This is a genomic window from Pseudoalteromonas aurantia 208 (assembly GCF_014858725.1).
Lineage (GTDB): Bacteria > Pseudomonadota > Gammaproteobacteria > Enterobacterales > Alteromonadaceae > Pseudoalteromonas > Pseudoalteromonas aurantia.
Window position 1 is genome coordinate 80,462 of the sequence record NZ_AQGV01000009.1, and the last position, 13,760, is coordinate 94,221.

General features: G+C 40.7%; 12 protein-coding genes. 6 read left to right on the forward strand and 6 right to left on the reverse strand.

The genetic code is table 11. The features are described from left to right. Positions 1–67: 67 nt before the first annotated feature. Genes PAUR_RS00405 through PAUR_RS00415 form a run of 3 tightly spaced genes read right to left on the reverse strand, consistent with a single transcriptional unit; the run spans position 68 to position 5,030 of the window. The gene (locus PAUR_RS00405; protein WP_192505874.1) at positions 68–2,659 is read right to left on the reverse strand and encodes a M14 family zinc carboxypeptidase; all 2,592 of its coding nucleotides are present in this window, start codon (positions 2,657–2,659) and stop codon (positions 68–70) included. A 43-nt stretch (positions 2,660–2,702) separates the two neighbouring features. Next, positions 2,703–4,091, reverse strand: a complete 1,389-nt coding sequence (locus tag PAUR_RS00410; protein WP_192505875.1) for an ATP-grasp domain-containing protein — start codon at positions 4,089–4,091, stop codon at positions 2,703–2,705. Positions 4,092–4,094: 3 nt separating this feature from the next. After that, entirely contained in the window at positions 4,095–5,030 is a 936-nt protein-coding gene (locus PAUR_RS00415; RefSeq protein ID WP_192505876.1) for an ATP-grasp domain-containing protein, read from the reverse strand. Positions 5,031–5,200: 170 nt separating this feature from the next. Between PAUR_RS00415 and PAUR_RS00420 the strand changes: the two genes are divergently transcribed. Then, complete coding sequence (locus PAUR_RS00420; protein WP_192505877.1) at positions 5,201–6,343, forward strand: M20 family metallopeptidase; 1,143 nt, start codon at positions 5,201–5,203, stop codon at positions 6,341–6,343. 28 nt (positions 6,344–6,371) lie between these two features. On the opposite strand, the gene mutM is transcribed toward PAUR_RS00420, so the two are convergent. The 3 genes from mutM to PAUR_RS00435 all read right to left on the reverse strand — a co-directional run bounded on the left by mutM (position 6,372) and on the right by PAUR_RS00435 (position 9,630). Next, on the reverse strand, positions 6,372–7,181 hold the full coding sequence (mutM, locus tag PAUR_RS00425; protein ID WP_192505878.1) for a bifunctional DNA-formamidopyrimidine glycosylase/DNA-(apurinic or apyrimidinic site) lyase: 810 nt from the start codon (positions 7,179–7,181) through the stop codon (positions 6,372–6,374). Positions 7,182–7,198: 17 nt separating this feature from the next. Further along, positions 7,199–7,714: a hypothetical protein gene (locus PAUR_RS00430; protein ID WP_225738232.1), complete on the reverse strand. Its 516-nt coding sequence runs from the start codon at positions 7,712–7,714 to the stop codon at positions 7,199–7,201. Positions 7,715–7,782: 68 nt separating this feature from the next. Further along, positions 7,783–9,630 (reverse strand): peptide-N-glycosidase F-related protein, encoded by a 1,848-nt coding sequence (locus PAUR_RS00435; RefSeq protein ID WP_192505879.1) that lies wholly within the window; start codon positions 9,628–9,630, stop codon positions 7,783–7,785. Between the two features lie 208 nt (positions 9,631–9,838). Here PAUR_RS00435 and PAUR_RS00440 point away from each other — a divergent pair, with 208 nt between their 5' ends. From PAUR_RS00440 to PAUR_RS00460, 5 genes are all read left to right on the forward strand, one after another. Next, complete coding sequence (locus tag PAUR_RS00440; RefSeq protein ID WP_192505880.1) at positions 9,839–10,759, forward strand: manganese-dependent inorganic pyrophosphatase; 921 nt, start codon at positions 9,839–9,841, stop codon at positions 10,757–10,759. Positions 10,760–10,818: 59 nt separating this feature from the next. Beyond that, on the forward strand, positions 10,819–11,544 hold the full coding sequence (locus PAUR_RS00445; RefSeq protein ID WP_192505881.1) for a helix-turn-helix domain-containing protein: 726 nt from the start codon (positions 10,819–10,821) through the stop codon (positions 11,542–11,544). A gap of 152 nt (positions 11,545–11,696) precedes the next feature. Next, a complete protein-coding gene (locus PAUR_RS00450) occupies positions 11,697–12,488 on the forward strand; it encodes a hypothetical protein (RefSeq protein ID WP_192505882.1) in 792 nt (263 codons plus the stop codon). Between the two features lie 171 nt (positions 12,489–12,659). Next, the gene (locus tag PAUR_RS00455; protein WP_192505883.1) at positions 12,660–13,382 is read left to right on the forward strand and encodes a transglutaminase-like domain-containing protein; all 723 of its coding nucleotides are present in this window, start codon (positions 12,660–12,662) and stop codon (positions 13,380–13,382) included. Positions 13,383–13,400: 18 nt separating this feature from the next. Further along, complete coding sequence (locus PAUR_RS00460) at positions 13,401–13,679, forward strand: hypothetical protein (protein ID WP_192505884.1); 279 nt, start codon at positions 13,401–13,403, stop codon at positions 13,677–13,679. Positions 13,680–13,760: the final 81 nt, after the last annotated feature.

A 13,760-nucleotide genomic window follows, 5' to 3' on the forward strand; every position in this document is an offset into this window, starting at 1 on the left:
TCAATCAAATTGCTGTAAAAATGAACCTAACAGATCAACAGCCCCTAATATCAATCAAATCATTAATTTACTTATTGCCCTTACCTGAGTAATAAATCACCACAGGCTCAGAGTAGTTCGGCGCATGATCGTAACTAAATACACCATAATACTTACTCAAATCGGCATTACCAAAATTATCCAGTGTATACGTATCTGGCCCGCCATATAGCTTGACGCCATCAAAAGGAGAGCGCGGCGGATGAAAGCGATTTCTGACCACAAAGCAACCCACTAAATCGCCGCTATCTGGATTATCCCAAGTTAACTTAACAACCCCATTCTCATTGTGTGTTTGTAAATTAGTGGGGGAAGGCAGCGGCTCATTACGACGTTCAATATACTGAATATTCAATGTCGTCGCTTGCTCTGCGTGGCAATCAGCCCAATTTATTAAAGCATTGCTCGCTTGTGATTCTGCGGTTGCGCGAATAATAAAATAATAAGGAGAATTTGCCTTATGCAATCGCGCCAGCTCTTGCAGGCTGTAGCTGTCAAAAATAAAGTTATGCGCAGTACGCTCTTTCAGCTGCTCATTACTCACTTCATAGCCTATGTACTCTATTTTTTGTCGCTGCTTTACATGCTTAAAATCAACATCTTTAAGCTCGACCAATTCAACCGTAAACCGCACATCTTTCGCTGACGACAAACTATTACGACTATATAAAGTTAAGCAGGCTTGCGTGAACACCGTCTTTAGTGGGTCTAGATGCTGCAAATGCTCAAATGCCAATTGTCCGTACACGATTTCACCTTGACCATCAAATCCAGATGCCAATTTTTCTGCGACTACTTTGTCTTGGTAAATCGTATTACACGCAGACATTGTCAATGCTAAGCGTTGCTCCGGTAACTGATAAATAAGCTCTAAATTAGGTCGATAATGTAAACCACTACCAAATGGACCGTAGCCGATATCAAACTGCATAACTTGTGAATCATTACCTAACGGCAAGGTATCTGGGCCTTGTATCCGTAATAATAGCGTTTTATCCGCTAATAACTTGTTTAAAAGTGCGCGTTCTACGCCATTGAATGACCACTTTAGCCAAATTCCTTGCGTCATTTTATCTGATTCAATGGTTTCACCTAACGTATGTAACGGCGTCGCTTCCATCACTTTATCAAAGTCATAAATGTCCTCTATCAAAGAGGCATCTAAAACAGAAATTGACCACTCACCATACTTCTCTATTTTTGTGGCAACACGATTCATCGGGTATAGGAAGAATTGTGCGGTCTCAATACGTGAGCCATCCTCTATCGTACTTAAATCATAAGCGACTACACCTAAACTCACGCCCCGGCCTTTATCCACTCCGATAAACATGGAGTTATATCCAAAATGTTCTTTATTCTTATTACTAAAATTTTGTGATAAATATCCGACATGCTCTCTCGCTGGAAATAATGTACGGCCGCATTGGTGCGAGGCTAATGTGGTTTTCAATCGTAATTCAGGTCTAAAAGGGGATTTTATCTTGGTGACTTTGTCAACTGCGCGAATATTATAAAAATAGAACTGGCCGCTATTGAGTTGTGTATCTACAAACTCAAGTGACTTAGTAATTGCCACCAAATTCGCTTCCGTACACGGACTTTTATTATGCTCACTGCGATATACTTCAAAATATATATCCTCTCGTGCTTCATATTGCCATTGCAGCTCTACGCTGTCATGCGTGACGTGCCCTATGGTAAAGTCACTCACTCGACTTGGCGCCAATGGAGAATAATTAATTGCTTCACTTAAAGCATGTAACACCGCAGGAATATTTTCCGCGACACTTTGTGACATGTTTTTCATGTAATCTGGAATATTGCGCGTACCCACCTCAACAACAGTTGCAATAATCCCTTTACGATAATAATACTCTCGGCCACTCCCATTAATGAGCTGCGCCGGTGGCTTTCCGCGATGAATGCCATATTGTCGCCCTGTCACTTTGCGAATTTCGTTGTTCATGTTCGCGCAAAGCACATTAAGATCAGTGCCTTCAATTTCAACTTCATGGTTAAACTTATGCGCAGGGAAAAATACATTCCCTTGTGAATGATAATCTAAAGCAATACGAATATTGTCATGTGCTTCTACAAAATCGCGGATGGCACAGGTTTCCGGTTCAGAAAAAGCATGAGGGCCACCATAAGTATTGGTATGGGTATTGTGGTTGCGCATAAATTTTGCGTCGAAGTTACGATTCAGATCAACGCCAAATGTACCATCTCCGTTATTACGACGGTTCTTTCGCCAAAATGAAAAATGGTTACGTGAGTACTCAAAACCATCGGGGTTTAAGCACGGTACCATATATAAAGTATTGCGCGTCAAGGCTGTTTGTAATTTCGGGTTGAAGCGGTAATTATCTATAACATACTCAATAAACTTAATTGCCAATTCATTACCAATCCATTCTCGCGCATGAATTGAACCGGTATAAAGTAAAGCGGGTTTGTCGTCTGCATAAGTGACATCGAGCGATACCGTGACCAACATGATGGGCCTATTTTCCCAAGTGTTTCCGATGCTTTGTAAGCGAATTAAATGTGGGTGCTCACTCATTGCCTGCTGTAAAAAATCAATGGTATCTTGATACGATGCATATTGGATTTTCATAAATATCTCTTTGGCTAAAAAGTTTAAGACAAAAAACCCGTGCTTAATGGCACGGGTGAGCTGTGGCTATTTGCTGCCAGTGAGAAACTATTTTCTGCAGCTTTTTGTCTTTTAGATTTTTAACAACACACAACTGTTCCGGATCGCTATTGAGTACATCCACCACGCCATGGGCGCCAAATGTGTGCATGATGTCATCAATCATTTTTTGACCAATGCCTTTCACTTCAGCGAGTATGGCACGAACTTGTTCCTCACTATAAACGGGTAAATGTACGTTATTATCATTCGCCGCTTCATCACTGGCAGGTAAGCTTTGTGACTGTTTACCTGTGCTTATTTCTGATGACGTCAGCACAAAATTATCCTGCAGATTCCAAACTTCACTCGGCCACTCTTCTTTGCTCAAGTAACGAGTATCTAAAATAGGATAGTTTTGTTCATCTAAACCATTGAATACTTCTCCACTGTCTTGGCTGGGTGTATAACGAGAAAAGCCTATATGGCGCATGGTTCGTAATAATCGCGTATCAATTTTCCCAAGCTCCTCCCAATTATAAATGGGTATATTTGGCTTGCTAAACCGGCCATCTCCAAGTAACCACATGAGATATTGCCCAATCCAGTCTCGAATATACGGAAATGCAGCAAAAGCAGTGGCACATTCTAAGATACGCAACTTACCATCTTTACCTAGAGCAATATCACATGCCCAATATTCCGCATTCGCCGATTTTGAAGTGCGAATAGCCAACTCTAATACGGCATCCGGTACGCCTTGATAATCCATGCTACCCCCTTGACTGGTATTAGTTAACCATTCACCTTCGGGGGGTCTGCGCCAAAATGCACACACAGGTTTATGGCCAATAAGCATCACTCGAATATCCGCTTCCATCGGCACAAAATCTTGTACATACACAGGGTAATACTTTTTTTCACTCAAAAGCTGCTGGGCCTGTGATTCACTATCCACTTTATGTACGAAATACCCACCATAGTTAGAAGGCCCATATGAGCGCTTAATGATTTTTGGATAAGTTGCTTTCGCTAAAAATGCTTGCGCTTTTTCTGGTATATAAAAAATTTCGGTATGTGGGGTTGGCAAATCATATTTACGACAAAAGTGGGTCACATTTTCTTTCGATTTATTTGAGAACTGACTGTCAAGCGACGGTAAAAAACGGACATTAGGGAGTCCTCTGGCAATATCTCGAAATGCTTCATAAGCAGTAGCCGGAATATTACCAATGAGTACATCGATTTTTTTCTTTTTAACTTCATTAATAAAGCGCGCTTTATCGTCTCCCCAATGATAAGTCACTTGCTCTATTTTATCCGGCCAACCTTTAAAGTTTGATTTATCAAAAAAGCGTAATACATAATCTAAATACAGTAATCCAATCTTTGGTAGAGGAGTATGTGTTGTCATTATTTAGGCCACCTTGGCTGAGTGAAGTGCGAGTTTGCGTTGTACTGTTTTATCGATAAGGTCGACCATAGCGTCGAGCTTGTTTTGATTAAAATTAATCCCAAGCGCTTCTTGCTCTGGGGTTGCAAATGCTGGGATAGTGTTGATTTCTAGGACGACATACTCTTCTTTTTCACGATCATAAATGAGATCTACACCCGCAATCTCAAGCCCTAATAACTGAGTAGCTTGGATCGCTAAGTCTATGACTTCTTGTCCGGGCTCACGTACAAACACCGAGCCACCACTGGTGATATTGGTTTTCCAATCATCTTTAGGCGCTTTTCGGCCATAGCACCCAACACACTTACCATCGACAATATCAATCCGATAATCGGTATTGTCATAATTAATAAAGCGCTCGACATAAAAGTACCGAAGATCTGTTCGACTCAAAAAGGGCAATAACATATCAAGTGCTTGTTCACCATCTATTTTAACAATACCCACGCCTCCCCACCCATCGGTTGGTTTGTAGACTAACTTACCGCCAAAATCTCGAATCGCGCCTTTTAAGCCGTCAATATCATTTTTATGGCATAGACGATAATCTGGGGTTGCAACACCATGACTACTCAGCAAATGGGATGTGCGAAACTTATCTTCTGCAAGTGAAAATGCATTGAAATTATTAAGTGTCGGAATTGCTTGGCTAAGCACTTGATATAAATATAACTGGTATTGAGTTTGCTGCCCTGCGTTATAACTTAAAAAGACATCAAGCTGCTCCATGGCGACACCATTGCATATCACTTCACCACCTTGTGCTCGCGCATCACGTAAATTTAACCCGGTACTGGTTTGGATCCCTCGCTCTGCCAATGCATGAACTAGTTTTCTCTCGATGGCCGATCCCCCACCATTTTCATACATCCAAATACCCACATGTGGTGCTGTCACTTTTTTCTCCTTGGTAAGCTGTATTGTTTTTAAACTGAACGCTAATTTAAAAGGATCTGTATGACATATTTTTGACCAAAATCGACGGACAAAATTTGTTCATAAAAGCTTCACTGAAATGCAACCCGATATCGCGAGGATCTGCCACAACGAAATTCAGGGAGTTGATAATGACACAGATAAACTTTGATGAATTAGCGAGCCTAATTCGTTGTAATTCTCATAGTAAAAATAAAGTAAATGTAGACTTACATGGGGAGCAAATGATTGAGCTGCTAGGGCCGCTCGGCTTTTCGCTGACACGTTACCAAAGGGAGCATATAGGTGATCATTTATTATTTCATACTCCAAAGAAAACGGGTCGAAAAGTCTTGCTGTTAGGCCATTTAGATACTGTATTTCCCGATGGGACTTTTAATGAGTTTCATCAAGATGACGAGTGGGTGTATGGCCCTGGCGTATGTGATATGAAAGGCGGAAACTTTGTTGCTTTGAATGCGCTGAGACAATTGCGTCAACAATGTGGCCCCCTTTATAACATAGACTTTTTACTCGTCAGCGACGAAGAGATTGGTAGTGATGACAGCAAAGCATTAACAACCGAGCTCGCCACGCATTATGATGCGTGTTTAGTTTTTGAAGCAGCAGGGAAAAATCATGAAGTTGTGGTTGCTCGCAAAGGCATCGCAACTTTTGATATCTGTATAACAGGCAAAGCGGCGCATGCTGGCAACCATTATAGTGAAGGCATTGATGCCAACTTTGCTTTAGCCAACTTATTACTGGAAATGACCAGCCTCAGCGACTTAAAGCGCGGTAGTACCGTCAACGTTGGGAAGATTTCTGGTGGATTAGGGGCTAACACTATTTCACCGAAAGCCAACATGTTAGTCGAAGCGCGGTTCACATCAAAAACAGAACAACAACGATTACTCAAAGGCATTGAGAATATTTGTTTGGCGGTTGAAATTACGGGCGTAGAAATCGCTATCAATGGCGGTTTACAACGTGGTGTCATGGTACCAAACGACGAGCAGCAGTATCTACTCGAACAAATATCAAAGATTTTAGGCTCCCCACTCGCTGTAGAACATCGTGGTGGCGTCTCCGATGCCAATACAGTCTCCGCTGCTGGCACAGCCACACTAGATGGCTTTGGCCCTTATGGTGATGGTGATCACACCATTCATGAGCGTGCGCTAAAATCAAGTTTTGCACTGCGTATTGAACAAGTCAGTAAAATTCTATCCGCTTGGTGCTTTAATACACCTTTTGAATCGATTAATACCTCTGAGCAGGTGGTGACCCCTTAGATCTAAAACTCACACAGCGCATGCACCATTACTTCTGACACTTATGACAAAAAATGGTGCTTCGCTGACCAAGCCTAATTTCTTGTAATTGGGTATCGCATGTAAAACACGCCTCACCTTTACGTCCATAAACAAGCAGCTGTTGAGCAAAGTAACCCGGTTTTCCATCCGTTTGTGAAAAATCTTTCAGTGTCGTGCCACCTTGCTCAATCGCAGCTGAAAGTGTGTCTTTAATGATTGGGGTTAATGCTTGAAAACGCTTTAACGATACTTTTCCTGCTTCTTTTTTAGGGTGTATTCCTGCTTTAAATAAAGATTCATTCGCATAAATATTGCCTACACCTACCACCACATGGTTATCCATAATAAATTGCTTAATAGGTATTTTTTTACCTCGAGAACGCTCATATAAATGTAGCGCAGTAAACGCCCCCGTTAATGGCTCTGGTCCGAGCTTTGCAAACAATGTATGGCTTGTACCTAATGCCTGCCATAAGCATGCACCAAAACGCCGCGCATCATTTAATCTTAACGCCTTACCATTCTCAAAGTGAATTTCCACATGATCATGCTTTTTCAATGGCTCCTCGATAGGTACTATCCGTAAATGTCCAGACATACCTAAATGTAAAATGACGCTACCGACCGCCGTATCCAATAACAAATATTTGGCTCTGCGCCGTACATTCTCAATCTTCAAATTAACAATGGTCGTTACATCATCGGGTATCGGCCATCGTAGGCTTGGGTTATGAATAAGCACTTGTGTTACCGTTTGATCTTGAACGTGTGGGTGTATGCCTAACCGGCTCACTTCTACTTCTGGTAATTCAGGCATAAAATACTCTGTAATAATTAATTCGCAAATCCCGTATTTTCAGACTTGCCAATTTCTAAAGGTAAAAATAATTGCGGTACTAGTTCCATCGGCACCGATAACCAGAGGTGCTGCTGTTTATCAAATAAGTAGTACTGCTCATTATCCAAATATAGTTGATAACTTAACGGTAATTCTTGCCCAGCTAGCCAAAAACGTGCAACTGTTATGGCTTTATCTGCACTTAACCTTATGTCGACAACTTCTAATTGCAATGATAACCATAAGTTTACCAAAGACTGCATTTTTTCTGGCTTTGCTTGCCAAGGTCCATCTATACGCCACGACGTTCCTATACGCTCAATTTTATAACCAGGAAACGCTAACGTCAGTACAAAGCTTTGCGCTGGTAACAAGGCTTTTGGCCCAGAAACCTGACTCTCTGGAGCCAATTTATGGTGTACGCCATTGAGAAAAAAAATCATCAAAAGCATCGAGAAAATCACAACGTTATTCCACGCTTTACGACTTAAGCCCATAGCAGTTTCCTTCATAAATATTGCTCGCAGTGTAGCTACATTTAGCTACACACACAAACCCAACTATACTAGTATCAATTCTTTCAATTTGTTAGCTCACTGCCATCACAATAACTGTATGCCTGCCAAGCATCATAAGGGCCAGCCTTATCTGGTTGGAAGTTATAGCTCCAATGTTTTACTTCATAAATAATTCCTTGAAAACCCACTTTCTCAGCAATGACTGAATAAGCTCTATTTGGTTGCCATTGCGGCGCGGCACACTCACCTAATCGATAGCCAACGGTAAAAGGGACAGACAGTTTTCTGCCAAAATCAGCTTGTAAAGCTTCCACCTCTACGACCCCGTCAATGAGTGACGGATCATGAATAGCGATACTTCCTTGCCCTTTACGCTGATTTAAAAATGGAAATGCTAAACCATCTTGCGCTGTATCATTCACTTCTAGATTGTAACAGCCTACTGGCAAACCCAACTCTAATATATGCTCAGACGAGGCGTTAAACTGATGCCATTGTTTAACAAGATGATGATCTCGATCTTTGATACTTACGCTGGTTTCGTCTGCAAACTTACCGGTCATTAAATACAATTTAGCGCGATTACTAAAAGCCTGAGGTAAATCAAAGTTACTCACAGCAAAATCATTACGACTATTTTCATCTTGTGCTGTGATCGCCTGTACTGTTAAGCGTGCATTGGACGATGTGAATTCTCCCCAATAACGAGCAGGTAAGGTAAGGATTTGGCGTTCGCCTGGATTTAACTCTCCATGCCATAAATAATGCTGCAGCTTAGTGACCCCATACCAAAAATCAATGTCTGTAATATCCGTTTGCCCTTGATTTACCACCGCAATGCTTACCTCGCCACAACGCGTATTTGTTCGGCTATCTATGTCATTATTTGGTGCTAAAATCTGCTCAATAGCCAAATCTGTATTCAGCCTGACAGGTCCATATGTCACCAATACAGCACTCACAATATACCTCGGTGCATCAGACCCATATTGTGATGGCTGCCAAGTATAAGTCTGCCAATCGATATCTAACATAGACTGGGCGCGGCGTGTATCAAGCTCATAACTAAATGGCTCAACCACTTCTCCTGGGCACCAATTTGCTCGGGCATAAATATAGGTGCCACCTTGTGGGAATGTTGCACTTTGATCGCAATCGGTGCGCCAAAGCGGTGTACGTGCTAACACACGCTCATTTTGTAATAGCTCAAAATAGCGCTCGCACCACTCGCCACATAACTCCGCCTCTTGCGCTGGGTTATCAAAAGAAAGCGCGTGACCATGTGCGGAAACAATGACCTTCAATTGAGCTTTGATGTCATCAGCAGAAAAAGTCACTTCTTTTGCAGGTAAAAACGACGAAAATTCATTCGCCGATTTATAAGGCCACCCGGCTGACGCTGAATAATACACTGGTACAACTTTATTTACCCGCCTTGCAACAGTACCTCGCGTTATCAATTTTGCGCTAAAGCCAAATGCTGACTTTTTGACGCCCCAGCCACCATAATGCACATTCAAAGTTCCCTCTCCTTTGAGTACCGGCGCCAAATGTGAAATCTCAAAGACATACTTTCGCCTCCAGCTACGGTTAAAACCATGCATTCCCCTTTGCATATAGCCCGCATAAGGGGTAATTAAACGACCGAATTCATATCGATGCCCGTCTTTTAACCATTCGAAACGCACTGTGTAATCCCAATCACTGCACCCTTGCACTGCACAACCTAATTCAACCTCTAAAAACTGCTGCTGCTTAAAATTGGCTTCACTTGGAAGCGTAAGTAAATAAGCATGATCGCCATGGTGGTCAAACGATTGATAAGAAACTAGCTCAGTCTCTCCAGCGTATAAAACACACGTGAATAATGAAAATATACTGTATAAAAAACCATATTTAATGAATACCATTACATTTCCTTGTTAATTAAAGGTTAAACAATATCAACAAAAAATAAAAATACCATCGAACAAATACGCCTTATTCACTTTCATAGCACCTGAGATATTTTAAATCTCATGCTCGGAGTAACACTTATGTCTAATTTAACGATACAAGGCTATTTTATTACCAACAGAGTTTGATAGAATATCGGCCAAAATTTAAGGAGCTCCGTCCATGGCAATGTATGTAGTGGGTCATAAGATCCCAGATTCAGATTCTATTTGTGGTGCAATTGCACTTGCGTATTTAAAGAACCAAATTGGTGAAGCAGCCGTACCTACACGTTTAGGTGATATTTCTCCTGAAACACAATTTATTCTTGATCGTTTTGGCTTTGAAGCACCTGAGCTGAAGCTTAGCTATGCAGGTGAAGAAGTATACATCGTTGATCATACTGAAAAAACACAAGCCCCTGATGATATAGACGAGGCAACAATTGTTGGCGTTGTGGACCATCACAAATTAGGTGATTTAACCACCTCGACACCGCTAGAATGCTGGATCCGCCCTGTTGGCTGCAGTAATACCATCATTAAAATGATGTATGACTTCTATAATATCGAGATCCCAAAAGATATCGCTGGCTTAATGTTATGTGCAATATTAAGTGATACTGTTATTTTTAAATCGCCGACTTGTACTACAGCTGATATCAAGTGTGTTGAAGCTCTTGCTGAAATTGCTCATGTTGCAGATGTTAAAGAACTAGGTATGGATATGTTCAAGGTGAAATCTGCCGTTGAAGGTACACCAGCTCGTGATCTAGTAATGCGAGACTTTAAAGATTTCAACATGAATGGAAAGCTTGTTGGTATTGGCCAATTAGAAGTCATTGACCTTTCTGTATTTGACGACATCAAAACTGACTTAGAAGCTGATATCGCTAAACTGAAAGAAGAAGGTGGACGCCACTCTGTATTATTACTCCTGACAGATATTATGAAGGAAGGCTCACAAATGCTTATTTCATCTGATGATGAAGGCATTATTGAAACAGCCTACGGGGTTAAACCAGAACACAGTCGAGTTTGGCTTGATGGCGTATTAAGTCGTAAAAAGCAAGTAGTACCGCCACTACAAGATGCCTTTGCGTAGTAACCTCAGCGCGTAAAAAAACCGAAGCAATTGCTTCGGTTTTTTGTTAGTTTAATTACATGCCTATACTTTTCATCGAACCCGGTATTTTGGCGGTCCATACGCAAGTATTAGATACCACCTCACATCAGCATGCCTTGCAACAAATTACACTCCCTATGAGTCACATGAGCTTGACTATTCAATTAGATCAACTCACTACCTATCGCTGTAACAGCACTGCATTCATACTCAAGTCTCATGTCTCACATCAACTCTCGATGCAATCAGGCTGGATCATTCTTATCGAACCCAGCAGTGCTTTAGGTCAATGTATTGATACACGATTGGCGCAAAACTCCTTAATTCAATGTCCACTACAAACAATGCCCACAATACACAGTGATTTAAAAGACTTACTGGCGCTTTGCGATTTAAAATATGTGCAAAACAATCGTCATTTAGATGTGCGGATCCAATCACTTTTAGCCCAGTTAGATCAATGCTTCACAACCAGCTGCATTAAACCAGAACATTGGCTTGCAAAAGATATTGCTGAACAGTTAAATTTATCAGAGAGTCGATTTTTGCACTTATTCAAACAAAATATGCAACTACCTTGGCGCCCATATTTACTATGGCGACGACTAATCTGTGCTATTAAGGTTATTAGTAAAGGTGGAAGCGCGACTCAAGCTGCATATATTGCGGGATTTTCAGACAGTGCTCATCTGAGTCGCACTTTCAAAAAGCAATTTGGTATTACTTTACAAAAACTTCTTTCCAGAAAAAACACTCAACAGTAACTTGCAAAATACTGTATAAAAATAAAATCAAGTTCAAAAACCAATCAATTAATTGACTTCCTGTTAAATTTTAATCAACATGATGGGCCACAAGGTCTTGTGGGTAGTAAATTTGGACTCTGTCCCTTTCAACCATTTAAAAGGATTAATTTATGAAGAAAGCACTCATACTTGCTCTGTCATTATTTTCAATGAGCACCTTCGCCAACACGAATGACTTCACGATTGAAGCACAAAAGTCAGGTATTCAAGGTTCATTCTCGGATCAGGCATATTCCACAAGTAAAGTCGGGAAAAATAACCGTATTAACTTTAAGGCATCTGGCTCTGCGGCTGATGTCTTTAATGCAACCATTGAATATAAAGATAATGTATTTCTCCTGGCGCTTGATAATGTTAATAAACAAGTTGTAATTAACGGCTTTACTAAGCAAAAAGCGGAGCTTGTTGTTACCAAAGAACTGCAATCTGATATCAAAAATATGCTTCATAGTGCACAACTGCATGCTGAAAAAATTAAGGGCTTTCAATCTACGTTCGATAATGAGTCTAATACTGTTTTATTGAAATTTTTCGAATTTTTAGCAACCTACCCAATTGATCAGCCAATCCAACAAACGCTGAGTGCATCTACGGGTCCACGCATCCAGGGGTGGACGGATATTTGTTATGCAATGGGAAACAGAAAAACCGCTGTTTGGGACCTTGATAATGGTTCTGTGAAAACAAAGTCCTACATTGTTGGTGGTCACGGGTTTTGTGCTGGTCGCTGTGGTGCGGGTTGCCCAATGTTTGGTGATGGGCAATACAGTCAAGATTGCTTAAATCACGACGCATGTGCAGATGTAGAAGGTGAACAACTTGGTAATTGCAGTGATGAGTGGGTATCTGCCTCTGATGATTTCTGGTTTTCACCTGACTGTGAAACACCGCATTCATCTTAATAATCTATACGCTTTATACAGAGAGAAGTTATTCTCTGTATAAAGTTAAAAAGCACTCTTAGCACACCATGTGTTGTTCAATTAAATACGTCCTTCGCTCCTATAGCCAGTTTATTCAATTTTTATTGCGCGTATTCAGTCATAGTGCCTTTCTAAAAAAGAGGGGGTACTATGCATAATTACTTATCAAATACTAAGCTTTTAAATTATCAACACATTCAAATCCAAACTCTTATTACCAACAAAAATTGGTTGGTAATAAATCAAACTCAAGCTTTAAAGTCTATCTATGACTTTGTTATGAATGACATAAAATTTGCCTACAGCAGCGAGGATTGTTTAAGTGCATCCACAGTTTTATATCAAGGCTATGGCCAATGTAATACCAAAGGAACCTTACTGATGGCACTATTAAGAGCGGTGGGTATTCCCTGTCGACTACAAGGCTTCACCATTAGTAATAATTTAAAACAAGGTATTATTCCTAATTGGATTTTAACGTTAGCACCAGCGCAAATTATTCACAGTTGGGTTGAAGTATATCTAGACGATAGATGGCTAGAGTTAGAAGGTTACATTATCGATCAGGATTATTTAAATGCAATTCAATCGCGTTTTAAAACGCATCTTGGCAGCTTTATAGGCTACGCAATTGCAACTCCCTCCTTGCAAAACCCCAACAATCAATTTAACGGACAAAATACTTATATTCAGCATAAGAGCATTATTGCATCTCTTGGCCACTTTGATAATCCAGATGATTTTTATCAACAACATCATAATCTATCTGGCGTGAAAAAATGGCTATATAAATACTTATTACGGCATATAATTAACCGGAGAATAGCTGGGATTAGACACTCAATAACATCGAACGTCAAATGGGAATCGTGAAATATAAGGAAATACAAAATGTTATGTAAAATAAAATTGCAAAGACTGGCGAGATACCTTGCAGTACTGGCCATGTTCCCCTTGCTCATTGTAATGAGTGCAGAGCTCACAGTAGCGCTACTACAATGTACGGTGAAAGAAGCACTACCGACGGACTGTAGGATTTTTAATTATGATATTGGCATGATACTCGCCGTAAGTTATACCGCAGGCTGGGCTACACTATTAACGCTGCCAATCGCTGGTGTGGGGGCATATATCTGTTACATTAAATCATTGAGGCTGAGAAAACCTTAAGCGTATCAGCATCGTTCACTTAAAATACATACACCATCAACAAAAATGGCGCTCAATGGCGCCATTTCATGGGTAATCAAA

Excerpts from the sequence above, each read along its gene's own strand:
- PAUR_RS00405 (WP_192505874.1), bottom strand. The coding sequence starts at position 2,659 with ATGAAAATCCAATATGCATCGTATCAAGATACCATTGATTTTTTACAG.
- PAUR_RS00410 (WP_192505875.1), bottom strand. The coding sequence starts at position 4,091 with ATGACAACACATACTCCTCTACCAAAGATTGGATTACTGTATTTAGAT.
- PAUR_RS00420 (WP_192505877.1), top strand. The coding sequence starts at position 5,201 with ATGACACAGATAAACTTTGATGAATTAGCGAGCCTAATTCGTTGTAAT.
- mutM (WP_192505878.1), bottom strand. The coding sequence starts at position 7,181 with ATGCCTGAATTACCAGAAGTAGAAGTGAGCCGGTTAGGCATACACCCA.
- PAUR_RS00430 (WP_225738232.1), bottom strand. The coding sequence starts at position 7,714 with ATGAAGGAAACTGCTATGGGCTTAAGTCGTAAAGCGTGGAATAACGTT.
- PAUR_RS00435 (WP_192505879.1), bottom strand. The coding sequence starts at position 9,630 with ATGGTATTCATTAAATATGGTTTTTTATACAGTATATTTTCATTATTC.
- PAUR_RS00440 (WP_192505880.1), top strand. The coding sequence starts at position 9,839 with ATGGCAATGTATGTAGTGGGTCATAAGATCCCAGATTCAGATTCTATT.
- PAUR_RS00445 (WP_192505881.1), top strand. The coding sequence starts at position 10,819 with ATGCCTATACTTTTCATCGAACCCGGTATTTTGGCGGTCCATACGCAA.
- PAUR_RS00450 (WP_192505882.1), top strand. The coding sequence starts at position 11,697 with ATGAAGAAAGCACTCATACTTGCTCTGTCATTATTTTCAATGAGCACC.
- PAUR_RS00455 (WP_192505883.1), top strand. The coding sequence starts at position 12,660 with ATGCATAATTACTTATCAAATACTAAGCTTTTAAATTATCAACACATT.
- PAUR_RS00460 (WP_192505884.1), top strand. The coding sequence starts at position 13,401 with ATGTTATGTAAAATAAAATTGCAAAGACTGGCGAGATACCTTGCAGTA.